We start from the raw sequence: 18,617 nt of genomic DNA on the forward strand, positions 1-18,617 counted from the left end.
CCATGGCCAAGGCCACCCGCCACCGCCGCATCACCGTCGCGCTGACCCTGACCGCTCTCACCCTCACCGCCGCGGCCGGCTGCGGCGCCGTCGACAAGGCCCTCGACTGCGTCCGTACCGCCGACGCCATAGCCACCAGCGTCGACAACCTCCAACAGGCCGTCTCCAACGCCTCGAACGATCCCACCCAGGCATCCGAGGCCCTCGACGAGATAGACAAGGAACTCGGCAACCTCGGCGACAAGACGGACAACGCCGACCTCTCCAAGGCCGTCGACGACCTTCAGGCCGGCGTCAAGAACGTCCGCGACGCCATCGACAAGGGCGACGCCACCCCGGACATCACCCCGGTCACCGACGCCGCCAAGGAGATCGGCAACGTCTGCACCTCATAGCGGACCCCGCCCGGCACCCCGCGATAATCGGCACATGACCCGCCTGATCCTCGCCACCCGCAACGCCGGGAAAATCACCGAACTCCACGCGATCCTCGCCGACGCAGGGCTCACCCACGAACTCGTCGGCGCGGACGCGTACCCCGAGATCCCCGACGTCAAGGAGACCGGCGTCACCTTCGCCGAGAACGCCCTCCTCAAGGCCCACGCTCTCGCCCAGGCCACCGGCCACCCCGCGATCGCCGACGACTCCGGCCTCTGCGTCGACGTACTCGGCGGCGCCCCCGGCATCTTCTCGGCCCGCTGGGCCGGCGCCCACGGCAACGACCGCGCCAACCTGGACCTGCTGCTGGCCCAGCTCTCCGACATCGACGACGCCCACCGCGCCGCCCACTTCGCCTGCGCGGCGGCCCTCGCCCTCCCGGACGGCACGGAACGCGTGGTCGAGGGCCGCCTCCTGGGCACCCTCCGTCACACCCCGGCCGGCACGAACGGCTTCGGCTACGACCCGATCCTGCAGCCGGAGGGCATGACCCGGACCTGCGCGGAGCTGACCCCGGCGGAGAAGAACGCGATCAGCCACCGGGGGAAGGCGTTCCGGGCGCTGGTGCCGGTGGTGCGGGAGCTGGTGGGGTGACATGCAAATGGTCGCCACCTTCGAAAGGGAGGTGGCGACCACTTCTTGCCTGTGGGCCCGGTGGGATTCGAACCCACGACACACCGGACCTAAACCGGCGCCCTCTGGCCAGCTGGGGTACGGACCCGCGCGCCCACTCTACTGTGCGCGGCCACGTCGGTTCGAGAAGGATTCGGTCTGGCTGTGGCAGGACGGACACAGGTATCGCAGGTTCTCGCGGCGGTTGTCGATCGGGTCGCCGTTGATGTGGTCGATCTCCAGGATCAGGCGCTTGCCCCACCAGAGATCGTCGATGCCGCACGCAGCGCACTTGTGCGGGACACCCAGATCATCAAGCGCACGTCGCAGAAATGCGGTCCTTGTCCGGGGTGAGGGTGGGTCGAGCCGCCTCAGTATCTCCTGTGCAGGCTTACGGTTGGGAGAAGAGGACCCGAGGAAGTGGCCTTGCCCTGTGAAGTGTTCGGTTGAAATGCCGTGCGCTTCGATGCTCCGCTTCACGAGAGCACGACCGGCGCCGTTGTCGACACGACCGAGAAGCCTGAGCGTGCCGGCGAGGCTGAATGATGCCTCCACGGCCGCCACCAGATCGTCTCGGGCCAGGATGCCTGCTCCATATCGGCGGCCACGCGTGAAATGAGAGGTGTCGATGCCGTACTGATCGAGCTTCTTGCGGATATGGCCGTACGGGCTGTCCCGGGGTGGAAGGTCCATGTACTCCAGCACTTCCCGGATGCTGTGGGAGTGTGCCGCAGCCTTGGCGAGAAGGTCTTTCGAGTACGAGCGGCGTTCTCGCTCCGGCAGTGGTTCCTCGCGGAAATGGGACGTGTCTATGCCGTAGTGCCGCAGTCGCCGGTTCAGGTAGCCGCGCGATCCGCTGCCGAGTGTGGCGCCGAGTCTGCGCATCAGATCCACCATGCTGGATGACTCGGCAGCGGCCGCTGCCAATCGGTCGCGCGTGTACGTGGGAGCGCTCACGCCGCCCTCCGCCTCCGACCGCGATAAGTGTCCGTCGCAGAGTGGCAGTTGGGGCAGAGGAACCGCAGGTTCCCCGGTCGGTTGTCCCACCAGTTGCCGTTCCTGTGATCGACCTCAAGCCGCAGTGGTTTGTCGTTCCATACGGTGTCCGTGCCGCACTCCGTGCAGCGTTCCGGTATCCCGATCCGAAGGAGTTCTCGACGGAGCCGTGCGCCGGCGATCCGCCCGTCCTGCAGAGAGCCCAGCACGAGCAGGTCGTCGCGTGAGCCTTTGGGTCGGCCTCGGCGCATTGCGAAGTGGGATACGTCGATGCCCAGAGATGCGATCCGCCTGCTGATGTGCGTGTGGCTGCCGCCCACAGGGCTGATCCCCAGCCGCTGCAGCACCTCCGTGACCGAGGATGAGGCTGCGACCGCCTCCCTCAGAGCCTCCTCCGTGTAGCGCACCCATGTCTTCGGAAAGTGCGACGTGTCGATCTTCGCCTCTGTCATCTTCTGGCGCAGGTAGCGCCTGCTGCCCGCCGTAGGAGTGCCCCCGCACCACCGGACCGCGTCGCTGAAGTTGTCCGTTTCACGTGCTGCCTCTTCGAGCAGCTCACGGGTGTATCGAACCGCCATCGATCCCCTCCGTTCCCGACCGCACGTTCGCGGTCTCGTACGGAGCAATGAACCGCTTATCGGATGGTCACGTCCGAAATGCGGTGAGATATGGAACGGCCCGCCCCGCTTCGGCTGAAGCGGGGCGGGCCATTCCCGGGGACGGGGTCAGGGGTCCGGGTTCAGAACTTCGGCTCGGGAGTCTGTGCCGCGCACAGCCGCGCCGCCTCCGCCTTGGTCTCCACCGAAGGCGGCGAGCCGTCCAGTGGCTGCTGGGCCGTCTCCTTCATGCAGGCCACCGCGATCACGCCGACCAGGGCCGCCGCCATCGCGTAGTAGGCCGGCATCAGGTTCGTACCGCTCCAGCTGATCAGTGCCGTGATCACCAGCGGGGTCGTACCACCGAAGAGCGAGGCCGAGAGGTTGTAGCCGACCGACAGGGAGCCGTAGCGGACCTGGGTGGGGAAGAGGGCCGGGAGTGCGGCGGACATCGTGCCGAGCATGCAGACCAGGGAGAGGCCCAGCATCACCATGCCGATCGTGATGGCCGGGATGCCGCCCTGGCGGATCAGCAGGAAGGAGGGGAGCGAGAGGCAGAGGAAGCCCAGCATTCCCGCCATCAGCAGCGGCTTGCGGCCGAAGCGGTCGGAGAGCTTGCCGACCTGACTGATGATCAGCATCAGGGCGACCATGACGGCGAGCAGGACGAGCAGGCCGTGGGTCTCGCTGTAGCCGAGTTCGTCGGAGAGGTACGTCGGCATGTACGACAGCAGCATGTAGTCGGTGATGTTGTACGCGCCGACCAGGGCTATGCAGAGGATCAGCGTCGGCCAGTACTGCCGGAAGATCTTCGCGAGGTCGCCCTTGGCGGTGGTCTCGATGCCGTCCGAGGCCTCGGAGGCCTGCGCGGTGCCGCCCTCCAGTTTCTGGAAGGCCGGGGTCTCGTCGAGGCGCAGTCGGAGGTAGAGGCCGACCAGGCCGAGGGGGCCCGCGACGAGGAACGGGATGCGCCAGCCCCAGGCTTCCATGGTGGGGGTGTCGAGGACGGCGGTGAGTGCGGTGACGAGGCCGGCTGCGCCGACGTAGCCGGCCAGGGTGCCGAATTCGAGGAAGCTGCCGAAGTAGCCGCGGCGCTTGTCCGGGGCGTACTCGGCGATGAAGGTGGAGGCGCCGCCGTACTCCCCGCCGGTGGAGAAGCCCTGGATCAGCCGGAAGAAGATCAGCAGGGCGGGTGCCCAGAGGCCGATCGAGGCGTGGGACGGGATGACGCCGATGGCGAAGGTGCCGACCGCCATCATGATCATGGTGAGGGCGAGGACCTTCTTGCGGCCGATCCGGTCGCCCATGGGGCCGAAGAACATTCCGCCGAGCGGGCGCACCAGGAAGGCGACCGCGAAGGTGGCGAACGACGAGAGCAGCTGGGTGGTGTCGTTCCCGGACGGGAAGAAGACGTGCCCCAGATTGACGGCCAGGTAGGAGTAGATGCCGAAGTCGAACCACTCCATGGCGTTGCCGAGGGAGGCCGCCTTCACCGCCCGCTTGACTGCCTGGTCGTCGGTGACGGTGATGTCGGACCGGCGCAGCCTGGGGTTCTTCCGCTGCCGGATGGCGCGGAAGAGGGTGGGGTGGCGTTTGACCGCTTCCGGGTCGGCCACCTGCTGAAGGTCGGAGGCCGCCATGGCCGGGTCCTTTCCTCGGTGGGGTGTTCCAGGAAAGGCTTCTGCGCGGTCATGGCGGTCGCAAACCGGTGGGGAGTGGAAATGTGACGCCCGTCACTGGGGCGTGGTGGTGGTCAGATGCCGAGGTCCTTGATGATCTTGGCTACGTGGCCGGTTGCCTTGACGTTGTAGAGGGCGCGTTCGACCTTGCCCTTCTCGTCGACGATGATCGTGGAGCGGATGACGCCCGTCACCGTTTTGCCGTAGAGCTTCTTCTCGCCGAATGCGCCGTAGGCCTGGAGGGTCTCCTTGGACGGGTCGCCGACCAGTGTGACCTCGAGGTTTTCCTTCTCGCGGAACTTGGCGAGCTTCTCGGGCTTGTCGGGGGAGACGCCGATGACGTCGTATCCGGCGCCGGTCAGCAGCTCCAGGTTGTCCGTGAAGTCGCACGCCTGCTTGGTGCAGCCGGGGGTGAGGGCGGCCGGGTAGAAGTAGACGATGACTTTGCGGCCCTTGTGGTCGGCGAGCGAGATGTCGTTGCCGTCGGCGTCGGGGAGGGTGAAGGCGGGGGCGGTGTCGCCGGGCTGGAGTCGCTCGCTCATGGTTCTCCTCAGGGGCGTGTGCGGTGTACGGGACCGAGCGTAATAGGGGTGCCGTCGGGTGTGCGGGCGGTCGAGCTGACAGACTGTCGATGAAGGTTTACCGGACGAGGATCACGGAGGCGGCGCAGTGTCGGATGCCAGGACCCCTGCGCAGATCGAGGCGGACATCATCAGCAGGCGTGAGCAGCTTGCGGTGGTGCTCGATGAGATCGGGGTGCGGATGCACCCGAAGACGATCATCGGTGATGCGAAGGCCAAGGCTGCCGAGGCCGTGGACCGGACGGCCGGGCGGGCATTCGTCGCGGTGAATCGGACGGTGTCGGACGTGAAGGCGCAGTTTGTGTCGGAGGATGGCGCGCCGCGTCTGGAGCGGGTGGTTCCGGCGGCGTTGCTGGCGGTCGGTGTGATGGGGCTGGTCGTGGTGTCGGTGCGGCGCAAGAAGCGCTGAGAAGGCTGACCCCGGGGGCGTGCGGGACGGCTGCGGGCAGGTAGGTTTCGGGTCGTGAGCGAGAACACCGACGACAAGCTGCCCATTCGCATGCTGCATGACCGCGTGCTGGTCCGGTCCGATACGCCTGAGGGCGAGCGGCGTTCGGGCGGCGGCATTCTGATTCCGGCGACTGCTGCGGTGGGGCGCCGGCTGGCCTGGGCCGTGGTGGTTGCGGTCGGCCAGAATGTGCGGACGGTGGAGCCGGGCGACCGGGTGCTGTACGACCCGGAGGACCGTGCCGAGGTCGAGGTGCGGGGTGTGGCGTACGTGCTGATGCGGGAGCGGGATCTGCATGCGGTGGCGGCGGACCGGTTCGAGGGTTCGGTGGATTCGACCGGGCTGTATCTGTAGCTCTGTTTCCTGCGGGACGTGTGGCGTAAGGCCTGGTGACCGACGTCACCAGGCCTTTTGCATGCTCTTTGCTATGTTGGTGGCATCCCGACGAGACGCGCCGTACCGGGCTTCCGCAAAGACGACGCACCTGTGATGTCCGTGTGTCTGTGGTGTTCGGAGGTGCCGTCGTGGCGTGGGTTCTGCTTGTTGTTGCCGGTCTGCTGGAAGTGGGCTGGTCGATCGGGATGAAGTACACGGATGGGTTCACCCGGTTGTGGCCGAGTGTGTTCACCGGGCTCGGGATCGTGGCCAGCATGGTGCTGTTGTCGCAGGCGGCGAAGTCGTTGCCGATCGGTACGGCGTACGGCGTGTGGGTCGGTATCGGTGCCGCGGGGGCGGCGGTGCTCGGCATGGTGGTGCTGCATGAGCCGGTGACCGCCGCCCGGATCTTCTTCGTGTCTCTGTTGCTGGTGGCTGTGGTGGGGCTGAAGGCGACGTCGGGGCACTGAGCCCCGTAGGTCACTCGGTTTGGGTCGGGCGGGCGCCGCCGGCGCCCTGGGGGAGGAGCTCTTCGATGCCGCCGTTGTCGCCGCCGAGGGTGTCCGTGCTGTCGTCGGCCGGGGGACCGGTGGGCGGTTCCGAGGTGGCGGGGCCGCTGGTGGCGGGGCTGGTGGGCGGGGTGCTGGGCGGGCTGCTCGGCGGCTGACTGGACGGTGTCTCGGACGGGGTGCCGGTGTCGGTGGGGCCGGTGCCCTCGTCGGTGGGCTGGGCGGATTCCTCCGCGCCGCTTTCGAGTGCGAGGTCGAATTCTTCGATGCTGCTGCCGCTGAGTGCGGCGCCGGTGTACTGGGCCCAGGTCTGGGCGGGGGCGCCGCTGCCGTTGACGCGGGACAGGCCGAGTGCTCCGTAGAGCGGTTTCTGTACGCCGGTGTCGGGGTCCTGGCCCATGACGGCGATGACGGTCGCGAGGTTCGGGGTGTAGCCGGCGAACCAGGCGGCTTTGTCCTCCTCGGCGGTGCCGGTCTTGCCGGCGGCGGGGCGGCCGGCGCCCTGGGCGGCGGTTCCCGATCCGTTCTCGACGACGCTCTGCAGGATCGAGGTGGTGGTGTCGGCGGCTTCGCGGCTGACGGTCCGCTTGGTGTGACGGCCGGGGAGTGCGAGCTCGTCGGCGTCCTTGCTGATCTTGTCGACGAGGGTGTAGGTGCCGTGCCTGCCGTGGTTGGCGAGTGTCGCGTACGCCTGGGTCATGTCGAGGACGCTGGCGGTGGCGGTGCCGAGTGCGATGGACGGCGAGGCGGTCAGGTCGGGGGTGTTCTTGGGGATGCCGAGGTCGATGGCGGTGTTTTCGACGTTGGCGGGGCCGACGTCCTCGGCCATCTGCGCGTAGACGGCGTTGACGGACTTGTCGGTGGCGGCCCGGACGGTGATGGGTCCGTAGTCGATGTCGTCCTCGTTGGCGGGGGCGTATCCGGTGGGTCCGTTCGGGCCCTGCACCATGCGTTTGTTGGTGCCGTCGTAGATGGTGTTGGGGGTGATGCGCCGGCCGTCCCGGGTGGTGGACCGGTTGGCGACGGCGGAGGTGAAGACGAACGGTTTGAAGGTGGAGCCGACCTGGTAGTCGCGGCGGGTGGCGTTGTTGACGTATTGCTTGGTGTAGTCGATGCCGCCGTACATGGCGACGACCCGGCCGTTCGAGGGGTCGATGGAGGCGCCGCCGACGCGGACGTTGCGGTCGGCCGGGCGCTCCTTGCTCGTCATCGACATCACGTTGTCGTTGACGGCTTTGACCAGGGCGTTCTGTTTCTTCTTCTCCAGTGTGGTGGTGATCCGGTAGCCGCCGGTGGCGAGTGTGTTCTCGTCGATGATCTTGTGGGTGGTGAGGTAGTCCTTGACGGCCTGGACGATGTAGCCGCGCTGTCCGGAGAGTCCGGTGGCGGGCTTCACCTTGTCGGGCACGGGGAACCGTACGGTGGCGCGTTCGGATGCGCTGAGCCAGTTCTCCGTGACCATGCCGTCGAGCACGTAGTTCCAGCGGGCGACGGCCGCGGCCTTGTTCTCGGGGTGGACGACGACGTCGTAGGCGCTGGGGGCGTTGAGCAGGGAGGCGAGGTACGCGCCTTCGGCGGTGGTGATGTCGCCGATGTCCTTGCCGTAGTACGCCTGGGCCGCGGCCTGGATGCCGTAGGCGTTGCGGCCGAAGTAGCTGGTGTTCAGGTAGCCCTCGAAGATCTGGTCCTTGCTCACTTCGCGGTTGAGCTTGATCGCGATGAAGAACTCCTTGGCCTTGCGCATGACGGTCTGTTCCTGGCCGAGGTAATAGTTCTTCACGAACTGCTGGGTGATGGTGGAGCCGCCCTGTGTGCCCTTGCCGGTGAGGGTGTTCCAGCCGGCGCGGGCCATTGCCTTGATGTCGACGGCGCGTTCGGAGTGGAAGTTCCGGTCCTCGGCGGCGAGGACGGCGTGCTGGACGCTGAGGGGGACCTGGGCGAGCTGGATGTTCTGCCGGTTGACCTCACCGTCTCGGGCGATGACGCTGCCGTCCTTGTAGAGGTAGACGTTGGACTGCGCGGTGGCGGTGGAGTTGGCGGGCGGGATGCCGACGAGCTGGTATCCGGCGATGAATCCGCCGATCAGGACCAGGGCGATGACGAGGAGCGTGGCGAGCGTCACCCGCCAGGTGGGGACGGCGCGGCGCCAGCCGGTGCGTCCGGGGCGGTTCCTGCTCCCCTTTTTCTTCCCGCTGGGGGCGGCTGGGCCTGCGGGGGCGCCGGTGCCGGCAGAGGGGTCCCCCGGGGCCCGGTTCCCGTTGTCGGGCCCCCCGCTCTGCTGCTGTGGCTCGTCGCTCATATCGGTGGAGACTCCTCGGACGCGGTCAGTTCCCCCATAGTGCCCTTTTCTGTGGAATAAGCCCCGGATCGACCCTGGATCGACCTGCGATCGCTCCCGGATCGGCCGCCGAAAAGCGGTCGCGGTGCCTGTTCCCGCTGCACTAGGGTCGTGCGCTTTGGTGTCCAACGCGGTTGGGCGCACGAGTGCGAACGAGCGCGGGGGTGATGGGGATGCGGTTGTACGCGGTGGTTGCGGCGGGCGGGTTCCGGCGCCATGCCACCTACCGGATCGCGACGGCGGCGGGGGTGTTCACCAACACCGTCTTCGGTTTCATCCTGGCGTACACCTATACGGCGCTGTGGGACGAGCGTCCGCAGCTCGGCGGCTACGACATGTCCCAGGCGCTCACGTATGTGTGGCTGGGGCAGGCGCTGTTGGCGACCTCCGCGATGATGGGCGGCGGTTTCGAGGACGAGTTGGTCGAGCGGATCCGCACCGGCGATGTGGCGGTCGACCTCTACCGGCCGATTGATCTTCAACTGTGGTGGCTGGCCGGTGACTTGGGGCGGGCTGCGTTCCAGTTGCTGGCGCGTGGCGTCGTGCCGATGCTGCTCGGGGCGCTGGCGTTCCCCCTGGCTCTGCCCGGATCGCCTGGGGTCTGGTTGGCGTTCCTGGTCTCCGTGACGCTCGGCGTCGTGGTCAGTTTCGCTCTGCGCTATCTGGTGGCGCTCTCCGCGTTCTGGCTGATGGACGGGGCGGGTGCGGCGCAGATCGCGTTCCTGGCGGGGCTGTTCTTCTCGGGGTTGCTGCTTCCGCTGACGTTGTTCCCGGGTGTGCTGGGCGAGGTGGCGCGGGCGTTGCCGTGGTCGGCGCTGCTCCAGGTGCCGGCCGATGTGTTCCTCGGGAAGCACGCGGGGTGGGGGCTGGTGGAGGCGTTCGCCTTCCAGGGCGGCTGGGCGCTGGCGTTGTTGCTGGCGGGGCGGTTGGTGCAGTCGGTGGCGACGCGGAGGGTGGTGGTTCAGGGTGGCTGAGGTCACCGAGGTCTCCAGGGCCGTCGAGATTCCCGATGCGGTGTTCGTCGAGCGGTCGAGGCTGGTCGAAGGGGTTCGTGCGTACGGACTGATTGTCGCGATGTGGCTGCGGTCGACGATGGCGTACCGTGCCTCGTTCGCCATGACGGCGTTCGGGAACTTCGCGGCGACGGGCTTCGACTTCGTCGCGATCCTGCTGATGTTCGCGCACGTCGACGAGTTGGGCGGCTACACGCTGCCGGAGATCGCCCTGCTGTACGGGGCTTCGGGCACCGCGTTCGGGCTGGCCGATCTGGTGCTGGGGTCGATGGACCGGCTGGGCCGCCGGGTCCGGGACGGCACGCTGGACACGCTGCTGGTGCGTCCGGTTCCGGTGCTGGCCCAGGTGGCGGCCGACCGGTTCGCACTGCGCAGGCTGGGGCGGATCACGCAGGGGCTGCTGGTGCTCGGTTACGGGCTGGCGGTGCTGGACATCGCGTGGACGCCGCTGAAGGTGGTGATGATCCTGCTGATGCTGCTGAGCGGGGCGGCGATCTTCGGCGCGGTGTTCGTGGGCGGAGCGGCCTTCCAGTTCTTCGCGCAGGACGCGGCGGAGGTGCAGAACTCCTTCACGTACGGGGGGAACACCCTGCTGCAGTACCCGCCGACGGTCTTCGCGAAGGATCTGGTGCGCGGGGTGACGTTCGTGGTGCCGCTGGCCTTCGTGAACTGGCTGCCCGCGCTGTATGTGCTGGGCCGGGAGTACCCGCTGGGGCTGCCGGAGTGGGTGGCGTTCCTGCCGCCGGTGGTGGCGGGGGTGTGCTGGGCGCTCGCGGGGGCGGCGTGGCGGGCGGGGCTGCGCTCGTACCGGAGCACGGGCAACTGAGGACGAGCGGAGCGAGGTCGGGGCATGGCTACGGGTACGGGTTTCATTGAGCTCGACGGTGTCGAGAAGGTCTTCGAGGTGCGCCGCAGGACGGGTTTCCTGCGCAGCGAGCGGCGCGAGGTCCGCGCGGTCGACGGGATCGGCTTCCGGGTGGAGCGCGGCGAGATGGTCGGCTACATCGGTCCGAACGGCGCGGGCAAGTCGACCACCATCAAGATGCTGACGGGCATCCTCACTCCGAGCGGCGGGCGGCTGCGGGTCGCCGGCATCGACCCTTCCAGGGAGCGTACGAGGCTGGCGCACCGGATCGGAGTGGTCTTCGGCCAGCGCACCACACTCTGGTGGGATCTGCCGCTGCGCGACTCGTACCGGCTGGTGCACCGGATGTACCGGGTCCCTGACGCCCGGTTCCGGGAGAACCTGGACCGCTGTGTCGAACTCCTGGATCTGGGCGCGCTGTTGGATGTGCCGGTGCGGCAGCTGTCGCTCGGGCAGCGGATGCGCGGCGACATTGCGGCGGCCCTGCTGCACGACCCGGAGGTGCTGTATCTGGACGAGCCGACGATCGGTCTGGACGTGGTCTCCAAGGCCAAGGTCCGTGGATTTCTCCGGGACCTGAATGTCGAGCGGGGTACGACGGTGCTGCTCACCACTCACGATCTGACGGACATCGAGCAGCTCTGCCGACGGGTGATGGTGATCGACCACGGCCGTCTGATGTACGACGGTGCGCTCGCAGGGCTGCATGAGGTCGGCGAGAGCGAGCGCACGCTGGTCGTGGACCTGGAGCGTGAACTCCCGCCGATCCGGCTGGAGTCGGAGCCTTCGGTGCGTACGGTGAAGGTGGAGGGGCCGAGGCAGTGGCTGGCCTTTCCGGCGTCGGGTTCGGCGGCTCCGCTGGTGGCGCGGATCGCCGCGGAGTATCCGCTGGTGGATCTCTCGGTGCGGGAGCCGGACATCGAGGCCGTGATCGCGAAGATGTACGCGTCAGCCGAGGCGCGTTAGATCCGGGGCGCGTTAGATCCGGGGCGCGTTAGGTCCGGGGCGCGTTAGGTCCGGGGCGCGGTGGATCCGAGGCGCGGTGGGTCCGAGGCGCGGTGGGTCCGAGGCGCGGTGGGTCCGAGGTGCGGTGGATCGGTGACGTGAGCGGGCGCGTTCAATAGGCTGCGCGGTATGACGAGTGAACTTCCCGACATGCGTGCTTCCGATGCCGAGCGTGAACGAATTGCCGAGGTCCTGCGCGAGGCGGTGGCCGAGGGCCGCCTGCAGATGGAGGAGTTCGAGCAGCGGCTCGACGCGGCCTACAAGGCGCGTACGCATGGGGAGTTGGAGCCGCTGATCCGCGATCTTCCGGCACCGGGCGGTGCGGTGGCACCGGTGCGTGCGGGCAGCGCGCCCGCACGCACGGGTTCGGCGGGCGTCGACTGGGCGGAACGTATCGGCGGTCCCGCCACGTCGAAGGGTGCGTTCGCCATCTGGGGCGGATTCGGGCGCAAGGGTAGGTGGACGGTGGGCCGGACGTTCACCGCGTTCACGATGTGGGGCGGCGGCGAGATCGATCTGCGGGAGGCCCGTTTCGAGGATCGCGAGGTCGTCATCCGCTGTTTCACGATCATGGGTGGGATGCGCGTGACGGTCCCACCGGAGCTGAATGTCGAGGTCAGAGGCATCGGCATCATGGGGGGCTTCGGGGACCGGGCGACGGGCGAGGGCGTTCCCTCGCCGGGCTCGCCGCGGGTGCGGATCACCGGGTTCGCGTTGATGGGCGGCGTCGGTGTGGAGCGCAAGCGGACGAAGGCGGACAAGGAGCGGGCCCGGCAGCTGAAGAAGGGCACCGGGGACGAGTGAGCCCGTCCGGCGTGTGAGGACGCGCTGCCCACCGAGTCCTGCTGTCAGAGCCGGCCGGACACCGGAGCCTCCTGGTGCAGGCTCCGCAGGTCCACCTGCTGGCCCAGCTGCAGATATCCGGCGTCGTTGAGATGCAGATGGTCGCCGCAGTCGTACGCCGGGCGGAGCCGGCCGGGTCGGTACGGGTCGCGTGCCGCCCGGTCGAAGTCGACGACCTCGTCGAAGACGCCGCCTGCCCGGATCAGTTCGTTGACCCGCATCCGTACGGAGTCCTGCTCTAGTGTCCAGGTGGGGTACCCCTCGTACGGCATCAGAGTTGCCCCGACGACCCGCAGCCCGCGCGCGTGGGCGCGTTCCGTCATGGCCTTCAGTCCGTCCACGATGTGCTGCGGGTCCTGCTCCTGCGGGAACTGCTGCACGTCGTTGATGCCGAGGGCGATGATGACGGTGTTCACGCCGGCGACGCCCAGTACATCGCGGTCGAAGCGGGCGAGCGCCCGCTGACCGCGGCCCTGGCTGTCGCGCAGGATGCGGTTGCCGGCGATGCCCTGGTTGACGACCGCGTAGCGCCCGCGCAGCCGGTCGGCGAGGACGTCGGTCCAGCGGCCGTTGGCGTCGAGGGCGGAGCCGCTGCCCGCGGTGAGCGAGTCGCCGATGGCGACGACTGCTCCGGCGGAGGAGGCGTTGCGGACGTCCACTGCGGTGAGGTAGCGCCACACGTTGGTCTGCCAGGTACCGCGCTCGTCCGCGAGGTACGAGGTCTGGTGGCTGTTCGGGTGGACGGTGACGGGTCCCTCCGCGGTGGGTGTGCGGAGGGCGACGACGAGATCGGAGTCGGCGTCGACGGGGACGACGACCGGGTCGCTGACGACCTGTCCGCCCGCGGCGATGGTGACGGAGGGGGCGCCGCGGAAGGAGACGGGACGGGTGTTCACCGTGGCCCGGTCGACGAGCAGAGGGCGCGTACCGAAGAGGTTGGAGAGGGTGATGCGGGCCGCGTCGCCGCCGATGCTGGTGTGGACGACGTTACGGATGATGCGCCGGGTGAGGTCGTGTCCGGAGTACGGGTCCGCCACCCCGGCCACGGGCGCCCCGGCCCAGGTGGCGACCCAGACGCCGGTGGAATGGGCGGGCGCGGCGGGCGGACGGGCCGCCGGCTGCGCGCCGACCTGTTGCGACCCGGCACCGGAGAACAGCGCGGACCCGGCGTACGCCATGAACGCGGCAAGTGCGGCGGTGCCCGCCACGAGGGCGATGAGCAGGGCGGTTCCCTGGCGCCTGGGCATCGGCGGGGTGTCTCCTCGTGGTGATGGGGGTTGGTCTCATGATGGGGCACAGTGCCGGGAACTCGACATGCGGCCCGGGAGTACGTCAGGTAAGGACAATGCGTACGGGGCACCGGGGGCGATGCGTACGCGGACGCGGACGGGTGGAGCGGATGGAACGGATCGAACGGACCAGGTCGGGCGAGCCGGGCGGCGGACCGGCCGAGCCGGCACAGGCACGTGGCGGCGTGGACGGGAGCTCCGGCACCGCAGCCTCCGCTCCCGCACGCCCCGCCCCCCTCGCCTCCTTCGCGTACACGGCCGCGGACGAGGAGAAGCGGCGTGGTGTGCGCCGTATGAAGACCACGGCCACCGGCCTCCTTCTGCTCGTCGCGCTCGTGTACGTCCTCGCCACCTGGGCGAAGAACGCGGGTGTGGGCGGCTGGCCGGGCTTCGTCGCCGCGGCCGCCGAGGCGGGGATGGTGGGTGCGCTGGCCGACTGGTTCGCCGTCACGGCGCTGTTCAAGCGTCCGCTCGGCCTGCCGATCCCGCACACCGCCATCATCCCCACCAAGAAGGACCAGCTCGGGGCCTCTCTGGGTTCCTTCGTCGGGGAGAATTTTCTTTCGGGCGATGTCGTGCGCGGCCGGATCAAGGCACTGGGCGTCGGCGGCCGGCTCGGTGCCTGGCTGGCGGAGCCGGACCACGCCGACCGGGTCACCGCCGAACTGGCGACCGCGCTGCGCGGCGCGCTGACGGTCCTGCGGGACTCGGACGTGCAGGCCGTGGTGGCTGAGGCGATCACCCGGCGGGCGAACGCGGCGGAGATCGGCCCCGGCCTCGGGAAGATGCTGGAGAAGATCGTCGCCGACGGCGGCCACCGCCGGGTCGTGGACCTGATCTGTGTACGTGCGCACGACTGGCTGGTGCTGCACGGCGACTCCGTGATGGACGCGGTGCAGGGCGGGGCGCCGGGGTGGACGCCGCGGTTCGTCGACAAGCGGGTGGGGGAGCGGGTCTACAAGGAGCTGCTGCGCTTCGTGACAGAGGTGCGGGACATGCCCGGGCATCCGGCGCGTGCCTCGATCGACACGTTCCTGAGGGACTTCGCAGCCGACCTCCAGACCGACTCGGACACCCGGGCGCGGGTGGAACGGCTGAAGACGGAGATCCTGGGGCGCGCCGAGGTCCAGGACGTCATCGCGTCGGCCTGGGCATCGGTACGCACGATGATCATCGCGGCGGCGGAGGACGAGCAGAGCGAGCTGCGGCTGCGGGCGCGCGCCTCGCTGTTGACGTTCGGTGCGCGGCTGGCGACGGACGGGCGGATGCAGACCAAGTTGGAGGGCTGGCTGGAGGACGCGGCGGTGCATGTCGTCACGAGGTACCGCACGGAGATCACCTCGCTGATCAGTGACACGGTCGCGAGCTGGGACGCGGACCAGACGTCCAAGAAGATCGAGGCACACATCGGCCGTGACCTGCAGTTCATCAGGATCAATGGCACGGTGGTGGGTGCCCTGGCGGGCCTGCTGATCTACACGGTGTCGCAGGCGTTCGGAGCCTGAGCGACGTCCCCCGGTGAGGGTCCGGGTGCGTACCCGTCCTGTCGTACGGGTACGCACCCGGCCTCTTACGCGGGGGAGTGCTCTTGAATACGGACGCCGACGCGCCCGCGTTCAGTGTGCTGCGGGCCCACTGGAGAAATTTCTCAGGCGGCGCGGCGGGTGACCGCCCACGAAGCGGCGGCGACGGTGCCCGCCACGGAGAAGACGGCGGGCCAGGCGCCGACCTTCTTGGCCAGCGGGTGCGATCCGGCGAACGCGGCGACGTACGCCGTGGTCAGTGCGACGGCCGCACGCGGTCCGGCCTGTCGGTTCCACTCGTACGCGGCGACCGTGCCCGCCGCGGCGAGCGCGACTCCGCCGAGCGGCCGCTTCTTGGTCCACCGCGCGACCGCGTACCCGCCGACGAGTCCGCTCGCCGCAACTGCCGCCGTAGGAACCTTTGCCATCGCCGCCACCTTCGCCTTCTCGTGTCGTGGCCTTTTTCTCGTGCTGCGGCTTCCGAGGCTAGCGCGGCGGGCGAACACTCCGACTCGCCAGGGGGTGCACAAACGTTTACCCTGTGAGGTAAACGCCTGTGCACCCCCTGGCTTCCGCCGCCACCGCCGAGCACCCCACGGAGATCGCATGCCCGCGGACACCTCTGCCCCGGACGGGTCGGCCGCCCTGACCCAGGCCCCGCACCACCCCCGTTTCGCCGTGGGCGTCCTCGCCTTCTGCGGGGTCGTGGTCGCGGTCATGCAGACGATCGTCGTCCCACTCCTCCCGCACATCCCGGCCTTCACCGGCGCGACCCCCGCCGCTGCGAGCTGGCTGGTCACCGTCACTCTCCTCACCGGCGCCGTCTTCACCCCCGTCCTGGGCCGGGCCGGTGACATGTACGGCAAGCGGCGGGTGCTCGTCGCCTCGCTCGCGGTGCTGGTCATCGGCTCGGTGCTGTGCGCGGTCAGCTCCCACATCGGCGTACTGATCACCGGCCGCGCCCTCCAGGGCGCCGCGCTCGCCGTCGTACCGCTGGGCATCAGCATCCTGCGCGACGAACTCCCGCCCGAACGTGTCCTCTCCGCGGTCGCCCTGATGAGTTCGACGCTCGGCATCGGTGCGGCCGTCGGGCTGCCGGTCGCCGCGCTCGTCGTCGAACACTTCGACTGGCACACGATGTTCTGGGTGTCGGGAGTGATCGGCCTCATCGACATCGTGCTGGTGCTCTGCTGTGTACCGGAGTCGGCGCTGCGCTCCCGCGGCCGTTTCGACGCCGTGGGTGCGCTGGGCCTGTCCGCGATCCTGGTCTGTCTGCTGCTCGCGGTGACCCAGGGCGCCGACTGGGGCTGGACGTCGACCCGCACGGTGGGACTGCTCGTCGCGGCCGTGGTGGTGGCACTGTTCTGGGGTGCGTACGAGCTCCGCGTGACGTCGCCCATGGTCGACCTGCGGATCTCCGCCCGCCCGGCCGTCCTGCTGCCCAATGTCGCGGCCCTGCTGATCGGCTTCGCCTTCTACGCGAACTCGCTGGTCACCGCCCAGATGGTGCAGGAGCCGAAGGCGACGGGTTACGGGCTCGGCGCCTCGATCGTCGTCAGCGGGCTCTGCCTGCTGCCGGGCGGTGTGTCGATGGTGGCGCTCTCGCCCGTGTCGGCGCGGATCTCCGCGAAGTACGGACCGAAGGTCAGCCTGGCGCTGGCGGCCGGGATCATCGCCGTCGGCTATGGGGTGCGGTACTTCACCAGCCACAGCCTGTGGCTGATCATCGCCGGTGCGACCGTCGTCTCCTCGGGCACGGCCATCGCGTACTCGGCGTTGCCCGCGCTGGTGATGCGCGGCGTCCCGGCCGGCGAGACGGGCGCGGCCAACGGCCTCAACACCCTGATGAGGTCGATCGGACAGGCCTTCTGCAGCGCGACGGTGGCCGCGGTCCTCGCCAACATCACGTTCCAGGTGGGTGGCCGGACGGCTCCGACGCTCCACGCGTACCAGGTGGTCTTCCTGATCGCGGCGGGCGCGGCGCTGCTGGCGCTGACGGTCACGCTGTTCCTGCCCGGCAGGCGCACGGCCGCGGCGGGTACGGTCGAAGGGAGCCGCGACGACCACAAGGGCGGTGCGCGGACGTTCACGATCCAGGAGGGCGCATGACCGGCAGCCAGGCCACCGCTTCGGCTCCGGCCCCCATCGACCCCGGCACGGGCCGGGACGCGATCCTGCGGGCGGCCCGGCGGGCGTTCACCCAGCGCCCGTACGCCGATGTGACCATCCGGGGGATCGCCGCCGACGCGGGAGTCAGCCCCTCCCTGGTGGTCAAGCACTTCGGCCGCAAGAAAGAGCTCTTCAACACGGTTGCCGATTTCGGGCCGGCCGCCGAGGAGCTCTTCGACGCCCCGCTGGACGAGCTCGGCCGCCACATGGTGATCACGCTCGTGCGCCGCCGCCGCGAACAACAGACGGACCCGCTCCTGCGCGTCGTGTTCTCGCTCGGCAACCACGACGAACGCTCGCTGCTGCGCGACCGCTTTCGCGAACAGGTCACCGAGGCGCTGACCGCCCGACTCCCCGGCCACGAACGCGCCCTGCGCGCCGAACTGATCGCCGGCCACCTCCTCGGCCTCGGCGCCACCCTGAGCCTGCACCGCGAGGGTGCGGGTGCACTGGCCACCCCCGAACACGTCGCGGACCTGTACGCGCCCGCGCTCCAGACCCTGATCACGGGCTGAGGACGGCACGATCCACCGGTGCGGTGTGCGTGGTCCCCGGCGCGCGGGACAGGACGTGCACCTGGACCGGCCGGGCGAACTGTGCCCGCAGATCGCGGAGTTCAAGGCCCGCGCGGTGCGACCGACTGTGAGGTATGGTCTGGGCCAAATTGGCGAGGGGGGCCTCATGTCTGTCCATACGTTCGCACCTGCCGCCGCAGCGCTGCCGCTGCTTCTGGGCGCGTTCCTGGTGGGCTGCAGCAGCGCCGACACGACGGAGGGGCCCGGCGGCGACGTCCCGTACGTGGCGCCGTCGGCGAACGCGGCAGCCGCGTCCAAGGCGGCCGAGGCGCACGCGGAAGCGGACGCCGAGGCGTCAGCCGCCGCGGAGGACGCAGCCGCATCCGGGACGCTCGCGACCAGGCCCGCACAGGTCCGCGACGCCTTCGCCACGCTCCAGGCCACCCTGGACGAGACCTGCACCCCCGGCGCGGGCGACTGCGGCTACGTCCTGGGCCGGGTCAATGACCAACTGGTGGGCCTGGAGGCGTCGATGAAGGCGTACCCGAACGGCCCCGGCCGCTTCAAGGAGCCCGTGGCGTGGTTGGCCGCCCTGCGCACGTCCCTGAAGGGCGACACCTCCACGGACAATCTGGAGAAGCACCGCTCCGAGCTGTTCGGCACGCGCGACCGCATCAACACCTGGATGCAGGGCCACCCGGAGGACTACCGCTGACGGGGCCGCGTCACCCCTCGCGCCCCGCCCCCGGGGAGAGGCCCTGGGCGGTGTCTTCACATGACCTTGCGTGATGGATCACGGTGAGGTGATACGTCGCCACGGGCA

General features: G+C 69.3%; 20 protein-coding genes, 1 tRNA gene and 1 riboswitch. Of the genes, 13 read left to right on the top strand and 8 right to left on the bottom strand.

Features of this window, described 5'->3' with window-relative positions; genetic code table 11:
* The first annotated feature begins 2 nt into the window (after positions 1 to 2).
* Together OG395_RS32710 and rdgB are read left to right on the top strand one after the other, a co-directional pair.
* Entirely contained in the window at positions 3 to 395 is a 393-nt protein-coding gene (locus OG395_RS32710) for a hypothetical protein (protein WP_037692522.1), read from the top strand.
* A gap of 34 nt (positions 396 to 429) precedes the next feature.
* Complete coding sequence (rdgB, locus tag OG395_RS32715) at positions 430 to 1,032, top strand: RdgB/HAM1 family non-canonical purine NTP pyrophosphatase (protein WP_327246121.1); 603 nt, start codon at positions 430 to 432, stop codon at positions 1,030 to 1,032.
* Positions 1,033 to 1,084: 52 nt separating this feature from the next.
* Here the strand turns inward: rdgB and OG395_RS32720 are convergent.
* From OG395_RS32720 to bcp, 5 genes are all read right to left on the bottom strand, one after another.
* Positions 1,085 to 1,159, bottom strand: a tRNA-Leu gene (locus OG395_RS32720).
* Positions 1,160 to 1,170: 11 nt separating this feature from the next.
* On the bottom strand, positions 1,171 to 1,755 hold the full coding sequence (locus OG395_RS32725) for an HNH endonuclease (protein ID WP_327246122.1): 585 nt from the start codon (positions 1,753 to 1,755) through the stop codon (positions 1,171 to 1,173).
* A gap of 248 nt (positions 1,756 to 2,003) precedes the next feature.
* On the bottom strand, positions 2,004 to 2,624 hold the full coding sequence (locus tag OG395_RS32730) for an HNH endonuclease (RefSeq protein ID WP_327246123.1): 621 nt from the start codon (positions 2,622 to 2,624) through the stop codon (positions 2,004 to 2,006).
* Positions 2,625 to 2,785: 161 nt separating this feature from the next.
* Complete coding sequence (gene proP / locus OG395_RS32735; RefSeq protein ID WP_327246124.1) at positions 2,786 to 4,282, bottom strand: glycine betaine/L-proline transporter ProP; 1,497 nt, start codon at positions 4,280 to 4,282, stop codon at positions 2,786 to 2,788.
* 113 nt (positions 4,283 to 4,395) lie between these two features.
* Complete coding sequence (gene bcp, locus OG395_RS32740; RefSeq protein ID WP_327246125.1) at positions 4,396 to 4,863, bottom strand: thioredoxin-dependent thiol peroxidase; 468 nt, start codon at positions 4,861 to 4,863, stop codon at positions 4,396 to 4,398.
* Between the two features lie 127 nt (positions 4,864 to 4,990).
* On the opposite strand from bcp, the gene OG395_RS32745 reads away from it, so the two are divergent.
* From OG395_RS32745 to OG395_RS32755, 3 genes are all read left to right on the top strand, one after another.
* Positions 4,991 to 5,311, top strand: coding sequence for a DUF3618 domain-containing protein (locus OG395_RS32745; protein WP_327246126.1), 321 nt, complete (start codon positions 4,991 to 4,993; stop codon positions 5,309 to 5,311).
* 54 nt (positions 5,312 to 5,365) lie between these two features.
* Positions 5,366 to 5,704, top strand: coding sequence for a GroES family chaperonin (locus OG395_RS32750; protein ID WP_030923137.1), 339 nt, complete (start codon positions 5,366 to 5,368; stop codon positions 5,702 to 5,704).
* A 65-nt stretch (positions 5,705 to 5,769) separates the two neighbouring features.
* A riboswitch (guanidine-III (ykkC-III) riboswitch) is annotated at positions 5,770 to 5,835 on the top strand.
* Positions 5,836 to 5,874: 39 nt separating this feature from the next.
* Positions 5,875 to 6,195, top strand: coding sequence for a DMT family transporter (locus OG395_RS32755; RefSeq protein WP_327246127.1), 321 nt, complete (start codon positions 5,875 to 5,877; stop codon positions 6,193 to 6,195).
* Between the two features lie 10 nt (positions 6,196 to 6,205).
* Here OG395_RS32755 and OG395_RS32760 read toward each other — a convergent pair whose 3' ends face one another.
* Positions 6,206 to 8,533, bottom strand: coding sequence for a transglycosylase domain-containing protein (locus OG395_RS32760; protein WP_327246128.1), 2,328 nt, complete (start codon positions 8,531 to 8,533; stop codon positions 6,206 to 6,208).
* 212 nt (positions 8,534 to 8,745) lie between these two features.
* On the opposite strand from OG395_RS32760, the gene OG395_RS32765 reads away from it, so the two are divergent.
* The 4 genes from OG395_RS32765 to OG395_RS32780 all read left to right on the top strand — a co-directional run bounded on the left by OG395_RS32765 (position 8,746) and on the right by OG395_RS32780 (position 12,259).
* Positions 8,746 to 9,546 carry an ABC transporter permease gene (locus tag OG395_RS32765; protein WP_327246129.1) on the top strand — a complete coding sequence of 267 codons (801 nt, stop codon included), beginning with the start codon at positions 8,746 to 8,748 and terminating at the stop codon, positions 9,544 to 9,546.
* Entirely contained in the window at positions 9,539 to 10,411 is an 873-nt protein-coding gene (locus OG395_RS32770) for an ABC transporter permease (protein ID WP_327246130.1), read from the top strand. The genes OG395_RS32765 and OG395_RS32770 overlap by 8 nt, the downstream gene beginning before the upstream one ends.
* A gap of 24 nt (positions 10,412 to 10,435) precedes the next feature.
* The gene (locus tag OG395_RS32775) at positions 10,436 to 11,416 is read left to right on the top strand and encodes an ABC transporter ATP-binding protein (protein WP_327246131.1); all 981 of its coding nucleotides are present in this window, start codon (positions 10,436 to 10,438) and stop codon (positions 11,414 to 11,416) included.
* 189 nt (positions 11,417 to 11,605) lie between these two features.
* A complete protein-coding gene (locus OG395_RS32780) occupies positions 11,606 to 12,259 on the top strand; it encodes a DUF1707 SHOCT-like domain-containing protein (RefSeq protein ID WP_327249529.1) in 654 nt (217 codons plus the stop codon).
* 44 nt (positions 12,260 to 12,303) lie between these two features.
* Here the strand turns inward: OG395_RS32780 and OG395_RS32785 are convergent, their stop codons facing one another.
* Entirely contained in the window at positions 12,304 to 13,545 is a 1,242-nt protein-coding gene (locus tag OG395_RS32785) for an SGNH/GDSL hydrolase family protein (RefSeq protein WP_327246132.1), read from the bottom strand.
* Positions 13,546 to 13,697: 152 nt separating this feature from the next.
* On the opposite strand from OG395_RS32785, the gene OG395_RS32790 reads away from it, so the two are divergent.
* Complete coding sequence (locus tag OG395_RS32790; protein WP_327246133.1) at positions 13,698 to 15,092, top strand: DUF445 domain-containing protein; 1,395 nt, start codon at positions 13,698 to 13,700, stop codon at positions 15,090 to 15,092.
* A gap of 143 nt (positions 15,093 to 15,235) precedes the next feature.
* Here OG395_RS32790 and OG395_RS32795 read toward each other — a convergent pair whose 3' ends face one another.
* Positions 15,236 to 15,538, bottom strand: a complete 303-nt coding sequence (locus OG395_RS32795) for a hypothetical protein (RefSeq protein ID WP_327246134.1) — start codon at positions 15,536 to 15,538, stop codon at positions 15,236 to 15,238.
* Positions 15,539 to 15,716: 178 nt separating this feature from the next.
* Here OG395_RS32795 and OG395_RS32800 point away from each other — a divergent pair, with 178 nt between their 5' ends.
* The 3 genes from OG395_RS32800 to OG395_RS32810 all read left to right on the top strand — a co-directional run bounded on the left by OG395_RS32800 (position 15,717) and on the right by OG395_RS32810 (position 18,509).
* Positions 15,717 to 17,219 (top strand): MFS transporter, encoded by a 1,503-nt coding sequence (locus tag OG395_RS32800; protein WP_327246135.1) that lies wholly within the window; start codon positions 15,717 to 15,719, stop codon positions 17,217 to 17,219.
* Positions 17,216 to 17,794, top strand: a complete 579-nt coding sequence (locus OG395_RS32805) for a TetR/AcrR family transcriptional regulator (protein WP_327246136.1) — start codon at positions 17,216 to 17,218, stop codon at positions 17,792 to 17,794. The genes OG395_RS32800 and OG395_RS32805 overlap by 4 nt, the downstream gene beginning before the upstream one ends.
* 166 nt (positions 17,795 to 17,960) lie before the next feature.
* On the top strand, positions 17,961 to 18,509 hold the full coding sequence (locus OG395_RS32810; protein ID WP_327246137.1) for a hypothetical protein: 549 nt from the start codon (positions 17,961 to 17,963) through the stop codon (positions 18,507 to 18,509).
* Positions 18,510 to 18,617 lie beyond the last annotated feature (108 nt).

The organism is Streptomyces sp. NBC_01320, assembly GCF_035974375.1.
GTDB lineage: Bacteria > Actinomycetota > Actinomycetes > Streptomycetales > Streptomycetaceae > Streptomyces > Streptomyces yanii.

Excerpts from the sequence above, each read along its gene's own strand:
- OG395_RS32780 (WP_327249529.1), top strand. The coding sequence starts at position 11,606 with ATGCGTGCTTCCGATGCCGAGCGTGAACGAATTGCCGAGGTCCTGCGC.
- OG395_RS32805 (WP_327246136.1), top strand. The coding sequence starts at position 17,216 with ATGACCGGCAGCCAGGCCACCGCTTCGGCTCCGGCCCCCATCGACCCC.
- rdgB (WP_327246121.1), top strand. The coding sequence starts at position 430 with ATGACCCGCCTGATCCTCGCCACCCGCAACGCCGGGAAAATCACCGAA.
- OG395_RS32730 (WP_327246123.1), bottom strand. The coding sequence starts at position 2,624 with ATGGCGGTTCGATACACCCGTGAGCTGCTCGAAGAGGCAGCACGTGAA.
- OG395_RS32795 (WP_327246134.1), bottom strand. The coding sequence starts at position 15,538 with ATGGCAAAGGTTCCTACGGCGGCAGTTGCGGCGAGCGGACTCGTCGGC.
- OG395_RS32710 (WP_037692522.1), top strand. The coding sequence starts at position 3 with ATGGCCAAGGCCACCCGCCACCGCCGCATCACCGTCGCGCTGACCCTG.
- OG395_RS32790 (WP_327246133.1), top strand. The coding sequence starts at position 13,698 with ATGGAACGGATCGAACGGACCAGGTCGGGCGAGCCGGGCGGCGGACCG.
- OG395_RS32760 (WP_327246128.1), bottom strand. The coding sequence starts at position 8,533 with ATGAGCGACGAGCCACAGCAGCAGAGCGGGGGGCCCGACAACGGGAAC.
- proP (WP_327246124.1), bottom strand. The coding sequence starts at position 4,282 with ATGGCGGCCTCCGACCTTCAGCAGGTGGCCGACCCGGAAGCGGTCAAA.
- OG395_RS32800 (WP_327246135.1), top strand. The coding sequence starts at position 15,717 with ATGCCCGCGGACACCTCTGCCCCGGACGGGTCGGCCGCCCTGACCCAG.
- bcp (WP_327246125.1), bottom strand. The coding sequence starts at position 4,863 with ATGAGCGAGCGACTCCAGCCCGGCGACACCGCCCCCGCCTTCACCCTC.
- OG395_RS32775 (WP_327246131.1), top strand. The coding sequence starts at position 10,436 with ATGGCTACGGGTACGGGTTTCATTGAGCTCGACGGTGTCGAGAAGGTC.
- OG395_RS32785 (WP_327246132.1), bottom strand. The coding sequence starts at position 13,545 with ATGCCCAGGCGCCAGGGAACCGCCCTGCTCATCGCCCTCGTGGCGGGC.
- OG395_RS32765 (WP_327246129.1), top strand. The coding sequence starts at position 8,746 with ATGCGGTTGTACGCGGTGGTTGCGGCGGGCGGGTTCCGGCGCCATGCC.
- OG395_RS32810 (WP_327246137.1), top strand. The coding sequence starts at position 17,961 with ATGTCTGTCCATACGTTCGCACCTGCCGCCGCAGCGCTGCCGCTGCTT.